Here is an 18,372-nt window from a genome sequence, read left to right on the forward strand (position 1 = left end):
TCACTGATGCATCGTGATCGAAAGGGCGGAGCCTCTACTTGCCGCCCAGCGTCAATCCGTACAAGGTGTCGCCCGCACCCACAATAATGTTTTGCTGGCCATCCAACGTCCACGTGGAAGGTCCGTTGCTCACATGCTTGCCCAGCTTCTCCGACCACAGGATCTTTCCGTTCCCAGGATCGAATGCAGCAAGACGATCCGAGTCGCCGGTAAAGAGTAGATCTCCCGCCGTGGTCAGAATCCCTCCGGACATCCCGCCGCCCTCCTCTCCCATGCCTTTCGAGACATGCTTCCACCGAACGCTGCCGTTTGTTACATCCAGGGCGATCAGAGACGACGCCGGATCGAAGTGCCCGGCCCCACCGCCTCCATAGCCTTGCGGCTCCGGTGAGGTGTCATACAGGTAAGCGACTCCATAGCCCTCGCTTGCGTTTACATAAAACAGCTTCGTCTGGGGGCTATAGCTTGGCGGTGGCCAGTTCGTCGCGCCGTTGATCGGGACATCCACCATCGACCCGTCCACCTTAGGCTCTTTATTCGGATCAGGAATTGGCTGTCCCTTCTCATCGATCCCCTTCGACCAGTTCGCCGTGCCAGTAAATGGCTTCGACACCAGGTTCTTTCCCGTCACTCGGTCCAGCACGAAGAAGTATCCGCACCGCGCTGCCTGCGCCAGCAGCTTCCTCGGCTTGCCGTCGATCTCCATGTCGAACAGCACCGGAGTCTCCACATTGTCCCAGTCGTGCGTGTCATGCGGGGAGCCCTGGAAATACCAAACCATCTTTCCTGTGTCGGGATTCAGCGCAACGATCGAGTCCGTATAGAGATTCGCTCCCTTGCGCCCCTGCCCCGCAAACACAGGGTTCGTATTTCCCGTACCCCAATAGATCAGGTTCAGCTCCGGGTCATACGTTCCCGGAAGCCATGTCATGCCGCCGCCATGATCCATCGCCTGCTGGTTGGGCCAAGTCTCCGATCCCGGATCACCCATCTTCAGAGGTTCACTCGACCACCGCCACTGCATCTCGCCGGTCTCCGGATCGCGAGCCTCCAGATAGCCGCGCACATCCATCGCGTCTCCGCCCACGCCGATAATCACGTGATTCTTCACGATCACAGCTGCCATGGTGGTGAAGTATTGCAGCTTCTCATCTGCAACCTTCTTCCGCCACCGCTCCTTGCCTGTCTCTGAATCCAGCGAGATAAACCATCCATCCGGAGTCAGGAAGTAGATCCACCTTCCATACATCCCCACGCCGCGCTGCCCCAGGATGTGCCCGCCATGGTCCTCAAAGTTGAATCGCCACTTCTCCTTGCCCGTCCGCGCATCCACCGCAAATACGTGATCGGGAATCGTGAAGTACAGGACTCCGTTCACCATCAGTGGAGTCGACTTGATGACCAGAGGCCCGCTTCCGCGCAGCGGAGGAATGCCCGTAATCTTGTACTCCCACTTCGTCTTCAGCTCTCCGATATTCTTCTGGTTGATCTGCGCGATCTCGCTGAAGCGGCGGCCTGAGTAGTCCCCGTTATACGTCGGCCAGGTGTCAGCAGGCGGATGGAATAGCGTCAGCGCCTTCGAGTCCAGGCCCTCATACTTCGCGGCCGATTGTGCAGAAAGCTTCGGCGACATCACGATGGCAGCCGATGCACCGAAAAACAGAGCGAGTTGGAGAAGGGAAGAGGGCTTCATTTCAGGGTCAGCAAATACCGCGTAAGGTTATGGAGATCATCGTCTGAATACTTAGGCAACAGCGCGCGATGCCCTGCCAGCTTGTCCGGAATCTCCGCCATGACCGAATCCGTTGGCCACGTGGCAATCTTTCCGTCTGCTGACTTCAGCGTCGTCTCGAAATCGTCGTAATGAACCAGCGTCCCGCGGATTTTACTGCCGTCCGATATCGTCACCGTAGCCTGCCGTGGCTCATGACTCGCCGGCCAGCCAATGCGCGCCAGCATCGCCGAGGGCTGCGGATACTTCGCGCCAACCTTCGCAAGGTCGCCTGTCACAGAGTGGCAGCTCGCGCAGTTCGCAGCAAAGAAAGCCTTGCCTTTTGCGGCATCGCCGCTTGTCATCGTATCGCTGTGTTTGTAAAGGCCGCGGTTCGCTGCGAGCTCCACCTGCTGGTGTAGATACTCTGCAATGTCATATCGCTGCGCCTCGGTCAGATTTGCAAAGGCGGGCATGCCCTGGGGGCGTCCGTTCTTGATGACCTGGCCAATCTCCTCGCCCTTCTCATCGTGCAGCACCACAATCGAGCGCACCAGGTTCGGGGCCTGCGCGCCACGCGCATCCGCCCCATGGCACGCCGCGCAGTTCTGAGCATAAAGCGGCTCACCCCGCTTCGCCGCGGCAGCATCGGGAACCGCCCCCAGGCCGAGAAATACATGAGAATCGCGATTGGAGCTCTTCCGCGTCGGGGGCTCCAGGTTCGACTCCTGCGCGCGCGCCAGTACGGGCCTTAAATGGACTCCATGGATCGTGGCCCAAAGGCATAGACAGCTTGCTGCCGACAGCACAATTACGAATGCCTTTGACCTCAACGCGCAGTTAGCCCCTTTCCCGACATCGCTGCAGCGCGACGATTCAGTGCGCGACAGTCTTCACCTGGAAGCAGCTCCAGTATATCCATCACAACGGATCGAGTCCGTCGGGCTCAACCACTCTTGGGCCAAAAGAAAATCCCTCTCCTGCGGAGCTCCGAGGTCACCAGCTCGGAACGCCTTCAAAAGATTAAGAGCGGTACAAAGGCCCTCATTTCCTGAAGTCTCCAAAAAAGACCTCGACCCGAGGGTGAACTTTTCCACAGAGATTCTTGACACAGCTGATAACCTTAAATCAAGAAGAAACAAGCCCGGCTCACAAGCCGGGCTTGTTATTTTAATTCTTACCAGCCAGGAGGTCCGGACTTAAGCTATTTATTTGGAAGACTTTGCGCAAAATCGGTAGGGGGAGGGGGCAGGCAGACCATCCGGCAACGTCATTCACTCTCGCTCTCCTGGTAAGGTCGATCGGCCAAACCGCGAAGAAATATCACCCTGCTATCCTTGCGAACGATGGCCGAAGCGACCAAACCTACCTCGGCCGGCGTCGTCGCCGGAGCCACTACAGCGCTTGTCCTCCTCACCGCGCTCAACTTCGTCAACTACATCGACCGTTACATCCTGCCCGGCGTGCAGGAACAGATCAAAGGTGAATTCCACCTCACCGACGAGCACATCGGAACCCTCACCTTCTGGTTCATGATCGCCTACATGGTCACCTCGCCCATCACCGGATGGCTTGGCGATCGGTTCCCGCGTAAGCCGATGATCGTCATCGCCGCCCTCTTCTGGAGCGGCATCAACTTCTTCACAGCCTCGGTCCACAGCTATGACTCGCTCAACATCCGTCACGCGGCGCTGGGCATCGGTGAGGCGAGCTTTGGAATCTTCGCCCCCGCCTTGCTCTCGGACTTCTATCCGCCCGAACAGCGCAATCGAGTCCTGACCATCTTCAACGTCGCCATTCCGGTGGGGGCAGCGCTTGGCTATCTCGTCGGAGGTATCGTCGGCGAGCATCACGGCTGGCGCATGGCCTTCATCGTCTCGGCTGTTCCGGGAGCCATCATCGCACTGCTCATCCTCTTCTTCATGAAGGAGCCTGCGCGAGGAGCCAGCCAGCACGAGAAGGCAAAACTGGAGAAGGGAACCGTTCTTACGCTCGTGAAGAACAAGGCCTATCTTGCCTCCATCCTCGGCTATGCCGCCGTTACCTTCTCGCTCGGCGGAATCTCCTGGTGGATGCCGTCCTTCCTCCAACGTGTCGATGGCCGCTCGCAATCGAACGCTGCCTTCCTTATGGGAGCCGTCACCGTCGTCACTGGCCTGCTGGGAACGATCACCGGAGGCGTTATCGCCCAGCGCTGGTCGAAGAAGACTCCGAAGGCTCTCTACCTCGTTCCGGCGATCAGCGCCGCGCTCGCCGTTCCTCCCGCTCTGGTGTGCTTCTTCGGCCCGCATAGCCTCACCATTCCATCGCTTGCTCTGGCGATCTTCCTCATCTTCCTCGGAACCGGCCCGGTAAATGCTGCCACCATGAACGCGGTCCGTCCCGAGGTTCGCGCCACGGCGATGGCCGGTCAACTCCTTGTTATCCACGCCCTGGGCGACGCCATCTCGCCCCGCATCATTGGCGCTGTCAGCGATCGTTCCACCCTTAACCTCGGGCTGGGGTCCACTCTCGTGACCCTCCTGCTCGCCGCCGTAATCTTCTTCATCGGCGCCCGCTACGCTCCGCCGCTCCGGGAGGACGAGCCCGTCGCGGCATGATTTCGTCGTAGCATCTGAAGAAGTAGCGTGATCCCGACCGGCGTAGCGAAGGGGTTGCTTCTCTAACCATGCTGATAGATCGACTGACAATCGGACTCGCCTGGCTCCTCGCCCTCGCCTGGCTATGGAAGGCAGTAACTGCAGCCCTGGGTCTCCCACGGATCCCGAACCTGCTCAAGTCCAAATTCGATCACGCTCCTGCCGGAGACCCGGCGATCACAATCATCGTGCCCGCCCGCGACGAGGAGGATGCGCTGCCCGCCTGCCTGAAATCTCTGATCGAGCAGGATTATGCGAACCTAAAGATCCTCGCTGTCGATGATCGCTCAACCGATGCAACTGGAGCGATCATCGACGCGCTTGCAGCTCGACATCCGGATCGATTGCGAGCCTTGCACGTAAAGACGTTGCCCGATAACTGGCTTGGAAAACCGCACGCGATGGCGATCGCCGCCCGCGATGCCATCGCCATCGACCGCCCTGACTATCTCCTCTTCACCGATGCCGACGTATTCTTTGAGCCGCAGGCCATTCGCCGCTCCCTCGCCCACGCCGTGGCAACAGACGCCGATCATTTCGTCACCTTCCCCACACCGCTCATCAAGAGCATCGGCGAAGGCATGTTGCTCGGGTATCTCGGAGTGATGGGACTGTGGGCGACGCGCCCATGGAAGGCCTCCGATCCGAAGGCTACGCGAGACTCCATCGGTATAGGGGCGTTCAATCTTCTGAGAACTGAGGCGTATGAGAATCTCGGAGGATTTGAGTCCTTGCGAATGGAGATTCTAGAAGACCTGATGCTGGCTCGAAGAGTGAAGCTCGCCGGCCTCCGCCAGTGCGTCGCGATTGCGCCCGGAATGGTGACGCTGCACTGGGCCGCTGGAGCCTGGGGCGTTGTCCATGTAATGACCAAAAATCTTTTCGCGGTCTTTCGTTTCCGGATCATCCTCGCCCTGGCAGCCTGCGCGTGGCTCACCGTTCTTTGCCTGGGACCAATCGTGTTCCTTGTCTTTAGACAGACACGGCTTCCAGCCGTTTTGACGCTGATTGCGATAGTCATGCTCTACCTGTTGAGTACGCGCCATTCGAAGATCTCGCCCTGGTACGCGGTGTTATTTCCTGCCGGGGCAGCGCTCTTTCTCTACTCGTTGTTACAGTCCGCGCTAACAACGCTGCGGGCAGGTGGAGTGACATGGCGGGGGACGTTCTATCCTTTGAATGAGCTGCGCAAAAATGTCACGCCTCTGCGTTAGCAAAGGCGTGACAGGATGTACGAAACAGAATTTAAGCTTCTACGAGAACTTTACCGTAGCGTTTCTCGACATACTGGTCGAGAATCTCCTGGAATTCCTCGACGATACGATCACCCTTGAGTGTCGTGAAGAGCTTGCCGTCCACGTAGACCGGAGCCTTCGGTTCTTCGAATGTTCCTGGCAGGGAGATGCCGATATTCGCGTGCTTGGATTCGCCGGGGCCATTGACGATGCACCCCATTACAGCGAGCTTCAATTCCTCTACTCCGGCATACTGTTTCTTCCACTCCGGCATCTGCTCCACTAGATAGCTCTGGATTCGCTCGGCGAGCTCCTGGAAGTAAGTCGAGGTTGTACGTCCGCAGCCTGGGCAACTGGTGACCTGCGGCATAAAGCTGCGTATTCCGAGGGATTGAAGGATTTGCTGTCCGCAACGCACTTCCTCCGAACGGTCGCCACCGGGAGTTGGAGTAAGACTGACACGAATTGTGTCGCCGATTCCACTCAGTAGAAGAGGCGCAAGCCCGGCTGCCGAAGCTACGATGCCCTTCATCCCCATCCCGGCCTCGGTAAGGCCAAGGTGCAGAGCGTAGTCGCATCGGCTCGCGAGCTCGGTATACACATCAATCAGATCGCGGACACCCGACACTTTTGCACTGAGCACGATTTGATCGCGCCGCAGCCCATAGCGTTCGGCGGCGGCGGCGTTGTCGAGTGCCGAAACTACCATGGCTTCCATCATGACGTCGCGGGCAGGTTGAGGATTGGCGGACTTTGAATTCTCATCCATCATCTTCGTCAGAAGCGCCTGATCGAGCGAGCCCCAGTTAACGCCGATGCGTACAGGTTTCTGATGTTTTACGGCAACCTCAACCATGGTGCGGAAGTTGTCGTCGTCCTTGCGGCCAATGGATACATTTCCGGGATTGATGCGATACTTCGCCAGCGCCTGTGCGGCCTCCGGGTACTTCGAAAGCAATAGATGGCCGTTGTAGTGGAAGTCCCCAATGATGGGTGTCGTCCAGCCTTTTTTCGCGATACCTTCAATGATGTAAGGGATTGCCTTTGCAGCCTCGTCGTTATTCACGGTAACGCGCACCATCTCGGAACCGGCACGGGCGAGCGCGGCGATCTGTTGCACTGTGCTTTCGACATCAGCTGTGTCGGTGTTTGTCATGGATTGCACCACGACTGGTGCATCGGATCCGACGTGGACCCCTCCGATATTGACTGTTACCGCACGACGACGCTGTATGTCTGGCATAAACTCTCCACTCTCAAGTTTACCATCCGGCCTTCCCGGGGCATCGCGATACACTAACGAGAACGGCCCGGTAGCTCAGTTGCATAGAGCAGCGCACTCCTAACGCGAAGGTCGCAGGTTGGACTCCTGCCCGGGCCACCAAAAACCTTATTATTATATGCAACATGCGAACCTTTCATGGCTGACGCCGTGTTGACTAGCGGTCGAATTGGGATACTTTTGAGCCAGAACTGACCAGCTATTGCACCTCGTCGCAGCACGGTGCAACAGGACGAATGGAGCCAACTGTGTTGGTCTAATTGATGCCTAGTGAGATGCCTTTTAAGGAAGTGCTTGGTCTCTGGGGATCGCCTTGCGGCATGGAGCGGTACATGGCACTTGGGTACGTGGCACCGGCGATGCAACCGGGTTAAGGACTCGGGCAAGAGGCGACCTCGGCTTCCAAAGACAGTGAGAAGAAAACCCGAACGTCTTTTCGGTATGAACCCAAGCGTGGATCGAAAGCGTTGGGGGTTCGGAAGTTGAAGCTGGGGCCGATACCGGTCCCAAGGCTAGAATCGAGCGATTTTCGATCGCATTGCTTGAGTATCTTCGGGCGCTAGGGCATATGGCACTAATGCAACCGAACCCGGTCGATTTTATTTAGACGCTCAATACATTCCGTATTTAGACGGCGTCGATTTGCGATCTCTAAGTTCTGCAAGCGATCAATCTCGTTTGGTTGCGGCTTATACCTTCCTTGGCCTTAGCTGTCACGGCTGAGACGAAAGCCGGGTCATCCTGGTTTCGTTGTTTTGGGCGAGCCACTCCGGCAAAGTCCGGATCCGAAACATCGCGAACTCTTCGTGCGATTTCTTGTAGCCGGTTTGCCGACGACTACAAAAATTAAAGTCGTGATATTTACCAATCTCACCGAGGCTGAGATCAAACATCTGCGAGCACAAGGCAGAGAGGTTCAGCAGTCTCAAGGGGATCATTTCTTACAGCTCATCGACCAGTCTTCAGTAGCCCTGCCTCTTTGAGTTCCCATCAAGTCAAATTTGTCGTGTTTCTCTTAGGGGAGTGACTAGTTTGTCGAATGTGAAGGATCAGAAATAGTGGTGGAGGCGATTCTGTCAATGACTGAAAGTCGGTGTTCCGGCGAAAGATGGCTGTATCGGGCAGACATCGTTATTGTCTTGTGCCCAGCCAATTCCTGAATCTCTTTTATGGATGCGCCGGCCTTCGCGAGCCAGGAGCAGAAGGTGAGGCGGTTACAGTGCCAGACGTATCCCTCGATTTCCACGTCCTGTAAGCAAGGGACGAACCAGGAACGGGTGTCGAAGTAGGGGCCTTGCCGAACGAAGACCGGATCGCCGGGCTTATGCAGTTTGTGCTTGAAGTCGCATCCTTTACCTACCAGCGAGCTCTGTTTATGGTTTGGCCCGCGGGGGAGTCTTGACCTTGCACCTGGGGATGTCTGCCGGAGTCATCGCTGCGTATTCTGCGGGCGTGTGGGATTTCTCGCCGAAGGCAGATTGCAGCTCGCGGCGCGTCTCGAGGACCTGGGCTCGGGTTTCACCATCCTTCGGGAGTGGATCGGTGCCGGCGTCGGTAAAGTCGCTGGCCCATTCGGCTTGAAGCGCCGGATGATCGCACATCGGACGCGCGACGTTGATGATATTCACAACGGTCTTCTGTGCGATGGCGCCGCAGAAGATCTTGACGGCCATGTCGTGATTGAGGCGGATGCAGCCGTGTGAGAGGGGAGTGCCATCGACCGGAGCGTACTCATGAAGCGCGATGGCTCGAGCGCTATCAATCTCGGTCCAGAATTCGATGCCCCCGTGATCCCGAACATGGCGTATGACATTTTTGCGGGCAACCGGCGTGCAGTTTGTATCGGCCTGCCGGGATTTGGATTCCGAACAGGTTGCGCTAGAGGTCCCGGGTTCCACGCAACAATGGCCCTTGCCGGTGGAGCACTGGTCTTGCTCCGTCCCGCCGTCCGTGCCGTCGTTATTTTTCCAGTGCACAGTCACTGTCTCGGGAGCAGACTGGTCGATCGTAATCTGGTCGATCCATTTTCCATCCGGCTCGGCGGCGCAATCCGCATGAGCAAAGCGCCTCATCACGGCCGCTCCGGCGGTACGTTGCTGCACGGTGTGGACCAGTTCGTGGGCGATCAAGTTGCGTCCTGAGGCAGTTGAGGGTTGATAGCCGTCGCGAAAGACGATGTGGTTTCCGACAGTATAGGCCAATGCATTCAGCGATCGGGCGGAATGGGAGGCGGATGCGCTGTCGTGAATGCGAACGTCCTCGAAATTGGATCCCATGCGGGACTCCATGAAGGTTCTTGTCTCTCGGTCGAGAGGCCGTCCCGACTCGGCGATGCTTTGTGAAGTCGCGCTTGAATCGTTGCCGGGGAAGAGTGCTGATAACTTATCCGCACGACTGACACACAGTCGGTGCGATTTTGGTTGGCAATAGAGCAACAGAGGCCGAGCTATCTCCTATAACCAGATCGGCTAATACGTATCTCACAAATGTGGAGACCGCTAAGCGGTCGCAAGAAGAGGAATGTCAAGATGTCTCGTTTACAAACTATCGATCCTTCAGTCGCCACTGGAAAAGCCAAAAAGCTGTTGGATGACGTAAAGGCCAAACTGGGGTTAGTGCCCAATATGACCAAGGTTATGGTCAACTCGCCCTCTGTCTTGGAAGCGTATCTGGGTTTCAGCGGGGCGCTTGCCGGCGGTAATCTCGATCCGAAGCTGCGGGAGAAACTGGCCCTGGTCACTGCCCAACAGAACCGCTGCGAGTACTGTCTCTCGGCACACACCGCTGTCGGCAAGATGATTGGCATCAGCCAGGAGCAGATCCTAGCTGCTCGTCAAGGTAAGGGTGTCGACGCTAAGGAGACCTCAGCACTAAGCTTCGCCAAGAGGATGCTGGACACTAGTGGGCAGATAACCGAATCTGATTTGACTGCGGTCCGTGCCGCTGGTTTTTCGGATGGCGATATCGCTGAGATCATCGCGCACGTCGCGCTGAATGTGTTCACCAACTATTTCAACACGTCGACAGACGTCGCTATTGACTTCCCGAAAGTCTCCTACACAGATGTTAAGTAAGAGCAGCGAACTTACGCGGTCTGTGAGCTGTCACAGACCCCGAATGGTCTACTTCAACATTTTGAGTACCTTTTGGAAGGTAATTCCGCCAAGAGAAAAACTAATTCGAGCAAACTCAAGTGCTCTAAATGCAATCGATCTGTAAGGAATGTTGATGATTTTTTTTCTTCCCGTGTTAGTCGGTTTGTTCTGTTCCGTCGTTGTCCCGTCAACGTCCAAGGCAGAGGTAACTCCACAATCTACAGGCATTGTGCATACGGCAGATACTGATCTTTCCTACGAACAGTTTGGACATGATGCTGGGAAGACTCCGGCCCTCATTGTCAATGGGGGCCCAGGCTTCTCCCACACGTACATGTATTTCACAGATGTGTTCACTAAGAAGTTCTCGCAGAACCGTAGCGTCATATTTTACGACCAGCGTGGAATTGGGAAATCAAAGCTGTTGCGTGCCTCCGCTCCCGAAGGACTAGAGGCTCAGGTAGCCGACCTCGAAGCTCTTCGCGCCAGGCTTGGCTACAACAGAATCGATCTCATCGGCCACTCCTGGGGTGGATTGCTCAGCATGGCCTATGCTGCTGCATATCCTCAGCATATTCAGCACCTCGTTCTCATTGACTCTGCAGGCCCAAATTGGTATAAGTCACGCTACCTGTTTGAAGAGGTGTTTCCCGATCAACTCGCCAATGAAGACGAGATTGCAAAGGGAAACGATGCAGCGGCCAAATCTTCTGGGGAGTTTCTTAGGCGATTCCTCGCACGAGATTTCTACAGCCAAGAACGTTTTCAGGAACTGATCGGGAAACTCAGTAGCGAAGAATTGGCCAAGGTTAATAACCAAAATATCGATGATGCGGTTCAGGATGCGCTAAAGAATAGCGATTTAACCGATGATCTGAAGAGATTCACGTTTCCGACCCTCGTAATGTGGGGGCGGTACGACATCAACTCCGCTGTCGTGACGGGCTGGAAAATCTCGCAAGCAGTACCAGGGGCCAAGATAGTGATCTACGAGAAAAGCGGTCACTTTCCATTCTACGAAGAGGAAGCTTCTTTTCTTCACGATCTGAACCAGTTCCTTTCGGATACTTCGGGTTCCACACATTGACTGGAGTGGGAATGAATCTGAAAGATCCCGACTCCCAAAATGGAACAGGGTTCGTGGGCGATAACTCAACTTCTGAGCATCCCTTCGCCCATGAACCTGTGCCGTGGCTCCAATCAGAATTGTCACAGAGGAACTGTGTCGAACTGATCCAAATAGACGCCGCTATCCAAGCTTCCAAGACGAGATAGGCTGGAATGTTAAAAAGGCTTAGGCGAAAACATATCTTGTGGCCGGATCGTCCATGATCCACCAAGGAATAGCAATGAACTCAGTAAAAACGGTTTGGAATCTACTTTGTATTGGGATGTCTCTCTTCCTATCGAGCGTGTTTGCGTATGCACAAACGCCTATAAAAATCACCGTAGATTTGAATGACTACCGAAAAGGTATTATTCATTCCCATCTCACGATTCCAGTCAAACCTGGGCCCTTGACACTTGGCTATCCAAAATGGATTCCTGGCGAGCATGCCCCCGCCGGAGCTCTGAATCAGATCATCCAGTTGAAGTTCAGCAGCAAAGGCAATTCTCTGCCATGGCATCGAGACAATGTCGAAATGTATGACTTCACGCTCAACATTCCCGTTGGTGCAACTGATTTAGATGTTGATCTCGATTTCGCATCTGTAGATATTTCTGATGGATTTTCTGCAACTGTCACAACTAGCGAACACATCGCCATTGTCAACTGGTGGCAGCTCGTGTTATTCCCGGTGGATATGTCAGCAGATAGACTGATGTTACAAAGCCGATTACTCTTGCCTCGCGGTTGGCTATTTGGTACTGCACTGCCAATACAGTACGAAAACGCCGGCCAGATGGATTTTGCACCTGTGTCGCTTCGAACTCTAGTCGATTCCCCAGTAGTTGCCGCTGAGCACTTCCGAAAGATCCAGTTGAGAGGTCACAAAGCTGTTGAACTGGATCTGGCTGGAGAAAGCGAACGTTCCATTGGCATCCGTTCTGAACAAGTAAGTCACTTCACCCGACTGGTCGAGGAAGCGGAATCACTATTCGGCGGTGCTCCTTACTCCAAATATCATCTTCTGCTGACATTAAGCGATCCGCTTGCTCATTACACGCTGGAGCATTCTTCATCGAGCGATAACCGATTTGTCGAAGACGCACTCTCTTCATCCGATAAGTTTCTTACTACAGCATCGACCATCCCACATGAATTTGTACATGCTTGGAACGGTAAAGCTCGGGTCCCCAGCGGCTTCGACACACTGAACTACCAACAACCCCTAAAGGCGGATCTAGTCTGGGTTTATGAGGGCCTAACAGAGTATCTAGGAATGGGTCCTCACAACACGCAGTGGATTCTGGAGTCCGAGGGCTTTTCGAGAGGCTCTGGCTTTAGATGCAGCGGAGATGGCGACTCATCCCGGCAGGCAGTGGCGATCTATTGAAGACACCGCTGTCGCAGTGCAACTGCTCACGACCGCGCCCGAGGCTTGGCAGACCGAACGACGCTCCACAGATGTCTATGCCGAGGGAGCTCTCATTTGGCTTGAAGCTGACACCACCATACGGCGGCTCTCAGACAACAAGCATACGCTGGACGACTTCTGTAAACTCTTCTTCGCAGTGGTCTTGAACGGACATTCGAAGACATATTCTCTCGAGGATGTCGTTGCAGACCTTAACGCCGTGCAGCCCTACGATTGGAAAACCTTCTTTGCGCAACGACTTCAGTCGACGAGTCCGGCGCCGCCGACTGGAGGCATCATTCAAGCTGGCTGGCGGCTCTCATATCAGGCTCAGGAGACAAACATAGTCCGCCATCTAGAACGGGCCCATAAGACGGACCTTTTGTGGCCCCTATGGGGAAGCCAGGCAACAGTTGATGAGAGATTCTCTATAGGCATTCTCGTTAACGACGATGGCACGGTATTGGATGTCAGTCGCGATATGACCGCTTTTCAGGCTGGCGTCACTCCGGGAGTGAAGATCATCAAGGTAAATCACCGCCCCTTCTCTTCTTCTGGCCTTCACGACGCTGTCGCGCAAACATCCCATGGGGGCAAGCTCCAACTTGTTTTCGATCACGATGCAGTCCGACATACAGCAGAAGTTAGCTACAACGGTGGTTCTAAAAGTCCAGACTTGGTGCGTGTTAGCGGAACTGATGATCTCCTGACCCAAATCATCGCTCCGAATGCGTTGAAATGAAGCAAATTCTGGCTGATCATTTTGTAACCATTGGCACTCTGCGCGAATGCGTGTAGCCGAGGTCCTTCGCCGTGTTCTTGAATTCACATGGATCGAATCCTCTTGCCGATAGGCTTCTCGAACATATCGATGCCCAACCAGATCTCCGGAACCACACACCCATGTCCACCTCTCGCACGCGCTCCGGCACCACGCGGAAGATAGCCACTTACCTGCTTTGGACTACTCTCGGACTCGCCGGCATCTCCGTCCTCATCTTCACCGATCTTCCTCTTTTCAATCAGCCGAGCGCCTACCGCACCAAACTCATCAAGGATGTCGTGCTACTCGTTCCGCACATCATCACCGGAGTTCTCGCAACCATCCTCGGGCCATTCCTCTTCTCTACCCGCTTCCGACAGCGACACCTAAAACGGCACCGCATCATGGGCCGTGTCTATGTCATCTCCATCGCCATCTCTGCTCCCACTGCACTCATCCTGCAACACGATGCCCTCCCCAGCCTCTTTTTCGCCAACGGAGTCACCGCCACCCTCTGGCTGCTCTGCACTTTCGCCGCCTTCTTCGCCGCCCGCAACCGACAGATCCAGGTCCACCGCCAGTGGATGATCCGCTCCTACGTCTTCACCCTCAACTTCATCTTCTCCCGGATCCTCAACCCTATCCCTGCATTCTTCAACATGCCAGAAGAAGCCTTCGCCCTTACCCTCCTATTCCTCTCCTGCTGCTACCTCATCCTGCCCGACCTCTATTTCAACTGGCGCGAACTCGTCACCTTCCGAAAACTGTAACGCAGATAACACTAATTTCGTGGAAGGAGGTCTTGTATGATCCGCCACGCTACGTCCCGCGATTGAACTGTAGGAGCCTGAAATTACGACAAATAGCTCTGAAAAAACTACGCCAAATAATTCTTAAAAGTGACAACTCAGGGCTGAACTGCGAAGAAGGGTCGAGCAGTTGCCAAACCGGTCAGCGAAAACAGGGAAGAGGTTACTTTATGGTCGTCCTCGTTAGACAGCCATCTCTTTAGAGCCATAGATAAGCACTGACCGTGAAACATACAGGTTGATGTGGCGCGGGCCGGACTCGAACCGACGCATAAGGGCTTAGAGGCCCCTCCCTTACCACTTGGGTACCGCGCCATGGGATCCGCACTTTGCGTGAGCGACGTCAGATGCTCGACGCAAAGCCAACGGAAAGTCAGGTTCTGCGACTCTGAACTCGTGGGCCGTCAGTCGAAGGCCCGCTCCATCGAACACCGCCACTCCAAAGGCGCAGAAAGATCACTGAAGCGAAGAGAACAACGCCGAGTGGCAGCGCCATCCGATTGAGATCAACGCCGGCGAGTTCTCCCCCAGCCACTCCGAAGGAAACAACGACAACCAACGCCCCCAGGGCTCGCGAAGAACGCATCGCACGGCTATGCCCGGTGATGGCCAGTTGTTGCGTCCGCGCAGCAAGAAATCCATCGGTCCCATCGACCAGGATCATACCGAGCGAGAAGGCCGCTCCCAGGATCCAAGGGTTCAACTGTCCAGCGAGCAAAAGTGCCGACAGTTGGCTCGCGGTCTCGAAGCCCATACCGAAGAGGACGCCAAGTAGAAGCGGACTCGCCTGAAAGAACCGAGGAGGCTTCGGATGTTTATGATGCTTCTGGCTCCACAGCCGCCAGAGGTTAGCGAATCCGAGGGCCAGAAGAACCCAAACCGTATAGGGAGCGACGACACCGGCAAGCAACTTCCCGAAGCCGACCGCCAGGAGAGTCACGATGATGCCGTGTCCCACGGCGAAGAAGACTCCGTTCCACCTTGAGGGATGGAAGCGTGCCAGCCCGTCGATGATGGAGAGATGATCCGGATCGACGCCATGCCTCATGCCGAGAGCCGCAATTACTGTAATGAGAACCGCTCCTTTCATCTCTGTCCTTCAAATCCGAGCGGTGCTTGAGTGCGATAAGGCATCATGGCCAGGCTGAGCAGCTCTTTCGGAAGAGGAAGTAGTTCATCGGCGTCTTTTGACTGTTCTGCCCAATCCGCCAGCATAGCAAAGTGTCTTCGGCTGTTGAGGTGCGCCAGCCATTGAGTGCCTTCCGAATTTGTGATCATAACCACGTTAGGTACATCACAGGGGCCAAGGCACCCGCTGACCGATAGATGGACTCGTTTCAATAGGCCTCGAACCTTCCACTCTTGTTTGAGCCATTGCACCGGAACCCCTGGATGCCCCTTCTCCGTCTTTCCGCAACAACATCCATCGCAGATGCTGATCTGGGCCAGCATCAGTCGCTTCGGAGCGATTCCCTCTGGTCGTGACATATACTCTCCTCATTCTTGTTGTCGTTAATGATATCTTATTAGCGTTATACATTGAGGAGCGCGTTAATGAATCTGTTTGCAAAAAGAAATCCTGAGAAGGGACTCCGGACACAGCAGATCAAAGCCATGGTCGCGGAGTTGCTTGAACTGGACCAGGATGTGACGGTTATAGTGACCGAACTGAATTGTCAGGACGATGACTGTCCAGAGGTGGAGACTGTGATCGCCATCTTCCGCCCCGAGCAGCCGAAGCTCCAGATCACCTTGCATTCCAGCATTGAAGAGCTTACGGATGCCGAGATCGAACGGTCTTGCCGGAATGTAGAGAACCAATCGAATCAGTCTGAAGAGATGCTGTTGGCTTCAGAGCAGCACAACTAACATACAAGGAGATCGTGCATGGCAACAGCAGCGGTAAGTGAAGACAAACGCGTCCCGGTTACGGTATTGACCGGTTTTCTTGGCTCCGGTAAGACGACCCTCTTGAACCGCATCCTGACCGAGCAACATGGCAAACGCATTGCAGTCATCGAGAACGAGTTCGGTGAGGTGGGAGTTGATCAGGAACTGGTCATTGGCGCGGAAGAAGAGATCTTTGAGATGAATAACGGCTGCATCTGCTGCACCGTCCGTGGAGACTTGATTCGCATCCTCGGCAATCTGATGAAGCGGCGTGAGAAGTTCGACTACATCCTGGTTGAGACGACTGGTATGGCCGACCCTGGCCCTGTGGCGCAGACCTTCTTCGTCGACGACGAGATGCAGAGTCGGCTGAAGCTCGATGGCATCGTCACCTTGGTTGATGCCAAACATGTTTGGCAGCATATCGACGACTCTGATGAGGTCAAGGAGCAGATCGCCTTCGCAGATGTCATTTTGCTGAACAAGACTGATCTTGTGCGGTCCGATGATCTGGACAAACTTGAGCGCCGCATTCATTCGATGAACGCAGCAGCGAAGATCTACCGCACGAAGGATGCAGTCATCGACATGGATAGTGTGCTCAATGTGGGCGGTTTCAATCTAGACCGGGCCATGGAGGTCGATCCACTTTTTATGGAGCCGGAGTACCCCTTCGAATGGGGCGGTATCTATTGGCTCAAGGCGGGGACCTATACCTTCGACCTTCAACCAGGCCCTGACTCATCGATGACGGTCGTTCTACTGCCTGCTCCGGAGAGCAATCCCTTGGATAGCTTGGAACCCCTTCTCATGGAGGCTGTCCTTGGATTCTCCGCTCCTGCTGTGACGAGGAACCCTAGAGATCCAATTCTTGTAGGGCAGCCGAGTGAGTTGTCTCTGGAAGCGAGCATCCTCACATACTCGATCGAGATTTCGTCCGATGGCGACTATGCGCTGTTCACGGAACACTGCCCAGACGAGTTTCAGGCAAAACTGATGAATGTGGACGGGATACAGTCTGCGCGCATCGAGAAGATCTTCAGGCCTGACCACGAGCATGATGAAGAGGTATCCTCTGTCGGCATCGATGTTGTGGGCGATCTTGATAAACGTCGCTTCAATCAGTGGTTAAGCCTCTTATTGCAGACGCAAGGAACAGACATCTTTCGGATGAAAGGCATCATCAGCCTGAAGGGCGAGAAGGAGCGTTTCGTCTTCCAGGGAGTTCACATGCTCTTCGATGGTCATCCAGATCGCCCATGGGGTCCCAACCCGCGCCGCAACCAACTGATCTTCATCGGTCGCAATCTTGACCGCGTTGCTCTGAATGAGGGGTTCACACAATGCCTGGCGTAGCTGAAGAGATCACGCGGGGTAATCTGCTTCCGCAAAGTTGGCGGGCGATTCTGGATGAGGCGGCAGTCTCCGTTGGCTGGTCGGCGACCGGCCGATATATGGCCGCCGCCTCGGCGAGCGGAGCCGTCTTTCTGTTTGAAGCTGGAAACGGCCGACACTTGAAGCGATGGGATGCCCATCGCTTTGCCGCAACCGTGATTGCATGGCATCCACATGAGGATTTACTGGCTACCGCCGGGCAGGATGGGAAGGTTTCGATCTGGAATCCTGAGGACGACGCTCCAAGCCACGTGCTCGAATGTGGAACTTCCTGGGTGGAGCATCTGGCATGGTCGGGATCGGGCGAACATCTGGTAACCGCCTGCGGCCGTCTTCTGCGGCTTTGGTCCCGTACCGGAGAATTGCTGCAGAGGTTCGACGAACAGCCAAATACCATCGCCGGGATCGATTGGCGGGCCGACTCGCAGGAGTTCGTCTCTGCGTGTTATGGACAGGTCGTCTTCTGGTCTCCGTCATCCAATACGCCAAAACGGACATTCGAGTGGAAGGGATCGATGCTCTGCATTGCCTGGAGCCCGGACGGTCGGTACATCTGTCACGGAAATCAGGACTCAACCGTCCATTTCTGGATCGTGGCCACAGGCAAAGAATTACAGATGTCTGGCTACCCATTGAAGGTCGCTCAGATTGCCTGGGACCGACGATCAAAGTATCTCGCAACCGCCGGCAGCCCGCAGATCACGGTGTGGGATTGCTCCGGCAAAGGGCCCGCCGGGCGAAGGCCACAGACTCTGAAATATCATCTCTTTCCGTTGCGCGCCATGCGCTTTCAGAGCGACGGCCCATTGTTAGCCTCAGGGTGCGCGGAGGGAAGGGTTGCCATTTGGAAGCCAAGCAAGCGGGACGATCCGGATATGACAGCCTCGCTTGGATCACCGGTCACCGCCCTATCGTGGTCAACCGCGTCAGGCCATCTAGCAGTCGCTACTGAAGACGGTAGCGTTGTGGTCTACGATCCGCGTTCTACTTAACTTTTAGAACAGAAGAGCAACGATAGCTCAAGCCTGCACCCT

At 55.3% G+C, this 18,372-nt stretch carries 17 protein-coding genes and 1 tRNA gene; 11 read left to right on the forward strand and 7 right to left on the reverse strand.

Annotation, left to right across the window (positions count from 1 at the left end; genetic code table 11):
• Nucleotides 1-34: 34 nt before the first annotated feature.
• Together AC5S26_RS19105 and AC5S26_RS19110 are read right to left on the reverse strand one after the other, a co-directional pair.
• Complete coding sequence (locus AC5S26_RS19105) at nt 35-1,693, reverse strand: acido-empty-quinoprotein group A (protein WP_494186516.1); 1,659 nt, start codon at nt 1,691-1,693, stop codon at nt 35-37.
• Nucleotides 1,690-2,544, reverse strand: coding sequence for a c-type cytochrome (locus AC5S26_RS19110; protein WP_494186517.1), 855 nt, complete (start codon nt 2,542-2,544; stop codon nt 1,690-1,692). The genes AC5S26_RS19105 and AC5S26_RS19110 overlap by 4 nt, the downstream gene beginning before the upstream one ends.
• Before the next feature lie 513 nt (nt 2,545-3,057).
• On the opposite strand from AC5S26_RS19110, the gene AC5S26_RS19115 reads away from it, so the two are divergent.
• Both AC5S26_RS19115 and AC5S26_RS19120 read left to right on the forward strand, forming a co-directional pair.
• Entirely contained in the window at nt 3,058-4,311 is a 1,254-nt protein-coding gene (locus AC5S26_RS19115) for a spinster family MFS transporter (RefSeq protein ID WP_494186518.1), read from the forward strand.
• Between the two features lie 68 nt (nt 4,312-4,379).
• On the forward strand, nt 4,380-5,564 hold the full coding sequence (locus AC5S26_RS19120; RefSeq protein ID WP_494186519.1) for a glycosyltransferase: 1,185 nt from the start codon (nt 4,380-4,382) through the stop codon (nt 5,562-5,564).
• 31 nt (nt 5,565-5,595) lie between these two features.
• Here the strand turns inward: AC5S26_RS19120 and ispG are convergent, their stop codons facing one another.
• Nucleotides 5,596-6,828, reverse strand: a complete 1,233-nt coding sequence (gene ispG / locus AC5S26_RS19125) for a flavodoxin-dependent (E)-4-hydroxy-3-methylbut-2-enyl-diphosphate synthase (protein WP_494186520.1) — start codon at nt 6,826-6,828, stop codon at nt 5,596-5,598.
• 64 nt (nt 6,829-6,892) lie between these two features.
• Here ispG and AC5S26_RS19130 point away from each other — a divergent pair.
• Nucleotides 6,893-6,969: transfer RNA gene (locus AC5S26_RS19130), tRNA-Arg, on the forward strand.
• A gap of 925 nt (nt 6,970-7,894) precedes the next feature.
• On the opposite strand, the gene AC5S26_RS19135 is transcribed toward AC5S26_RS19130, so the two are convergent.
• Both AC5S26_RS19135 and AC5S26_RS19140 read right to left on the reverse strand, forming a co-directional pair.
• Complete coding sequence (locus tag AC5S26_RS19135; protein ID WP_494186521.1) at nt 7,895-8,113, reverse strand: tyrosine-type recombinase/integrase; 219 nt, start codon at nt 8,111-8,113, stop codon at nt 7,895-7,897.
• Nucleotides 8,114-8,240: 127 nt separating this feature from the next.
• A complete protein-coding gene (locus AC5S26_RS19140) occupies nt 8,241-9,302 on the reverse strand; it encodes an eCIS core domain-containing protein (protein ID WP_494186522.1) in 1,062 nt (353 codons plus the stop codon).
• Nucleotides 9,303-9,395: 93 nt separating this feature from the next.
• Here AC5S26_RS19140 and AC5S26_RS19145 point away from each other — a divergent pair, with 93 nt between their 5' ends.
• The 5 genes from AC5S26_RS19145 (at nt 9,396) to AC5S26_RS19165 (ending at nt 14,014) form a co-directional block, all read left to right on the forward strand.
• A complete protein-coding gene (locus tag AC5S26_RS19145; protein ID WP_494186523.1) occupies nt 9,396-9,941 on the forward strand; it encodes a carboxymuconolactone decarboxylase family protein in 546 nt (181 codons plus the stop codon).
• A 154-nt stretch (nt 9,942-10,095) separates the two neighbouring features.
• Nucleotides 10,096-11,049 carry an alpha/beta fold hydrolase gene (locus tag AC5S26_RS19150; protein ID WP_494186524.1) on the forward strand — a complete coding sequence of 318 codons (954 nt, stop codon included), beginning with the start codon at nt 10,096-10,098 and terminating at the stop codon, nt 11,047-11,049.
• Between the two features lie 262 nt (nt 11,050-11,311).
• On the forward strand, nt 11,312-12,460 hold the full coding sequence (locus AC5S26_RS19155; RefSeq protein ID WP_494186525.1) for a M61 family metallopeptidase: 1,149 nt from the start codon (nt 11,312-11,314) through the stop codon (nt 12,458-12,460).
• On the forward strand, nt 12,402-13,223 hold the full coding sequence (locus tag AC5S26_RS19160) for a M61 metallopeptidase family protein (RefSeq protein ID WP_494186668.1): 822 nt from the start codon (nt 12,402-12,404) through the stop codon (nt 13,221-13,223). The genes AC5S26_RS19155 and AC5S26_RS19160 overlap by 59 nt, the downstream gene beginning before the upstream one ends.
• A 161-nt stretch (nt 13,224-13,384) precedes the next feature.
• The gene (locus AC5S26_RS19165; RefSeq protein WP_494186526.1) at nt 13,385-14,014 is read left to right on the forward strand and encodes a DUF2306 domain-containing protein; all 630 of its coding nucleotides are present in this window, start codon (nt 13,385-13,387) and stop codon (nt 14,012-14,014) included.
• A gap of 412 nt (nt 14,015-14,426) precedes the next feature.
• On the opposite strand, the gene AC5S26_RS19170 is transcribed toward AC5S26_RS19165, so the two are convergent.
• Both AC5S26_RS19170 and AC5S26_RS19175 read right to left on the reverse strand, forming a co-directional pair.
• Nucleotides 14,427-15,143, reverse strand: a complete 717-nt coding sequence (locus AC5S26_RS19170) for a HoxN/HupN/NixA family nickel/cobalt transporter (RefSeq protein ID WP_494186527.1) — start codon at nt 15,141-15,143, stop codon at nt 14,427-14,429.
• Nucleotides 15,140-15,541: a hypothetical protein gene (locus AC5S26_RS19175; protein ID WP_494186528.1), complete on the reverse strand. Its 402-nt coding sequence runs from the start codon at nt 15,539-15,541 to the stop codon at nt 15,140-15,142. The genes AC5S26_RS19170 and AC5S26_RS19175 overlap by 4 nt, the downstream gene beginning before the upstream one ends.
• A gap of 66 nt (nt 15,542-15,607) precedes the next feature.
• On the opposite strand from AC5S26_RS19175, the gene AC5S26_RS19180 reads away from it, so the two are divergent.
• Genes AC5S26_RS19180 through AC5S26_RS19190 form a run of 3 tightly spaced genes read left to right on the forward strand, consistent with a single transcriptional unit; the run spans nt 15,608 to nt 18,330 of the window.
• Nucleotides 15,608-15,922: a hypothetical protein gene (locus AC5S26_RS19180; protein WP_494186529.1), complete on the forward strand. Its 315-nt coding sequence runs from the start codon at nt 15,608-15,610 to the stop codon at nt 15,920-15,922.
• Between the two features lie 18 nt (nt 15,923-15,940).
• A complete protein-coding gene (locus AC5S26_RS19185; RefSeq protein WP_494186530.1) occupies nt 15,941-17,299 on the forward strand; it encodes a CobW family GTP-binding protein in 1,359 nt (452 codons plus the stop codon).
• Nucleotides 17,287-18,330: a WD40 repeat domain-containing protein gene (locus AC5S26_RS19190; RefSeq protein WP_494186531.1), complete on the forward strand. Its 1,044-nt coding sequence runs from the start codon at nt 17,287-17,289 to the stop codon at nt 18,328-18,330. Before AC5S26_RS19185 ends, AC5S26_RS19190 begins: the two co-directional genes overlap by 13 nt.
• The last annotated feature ends 42 nt before the right edge of the window (nt 18,331-18,372 follow it).

The organism is Edaphobacter sp. FHG110511_03, from assembly GCF_059115365.1.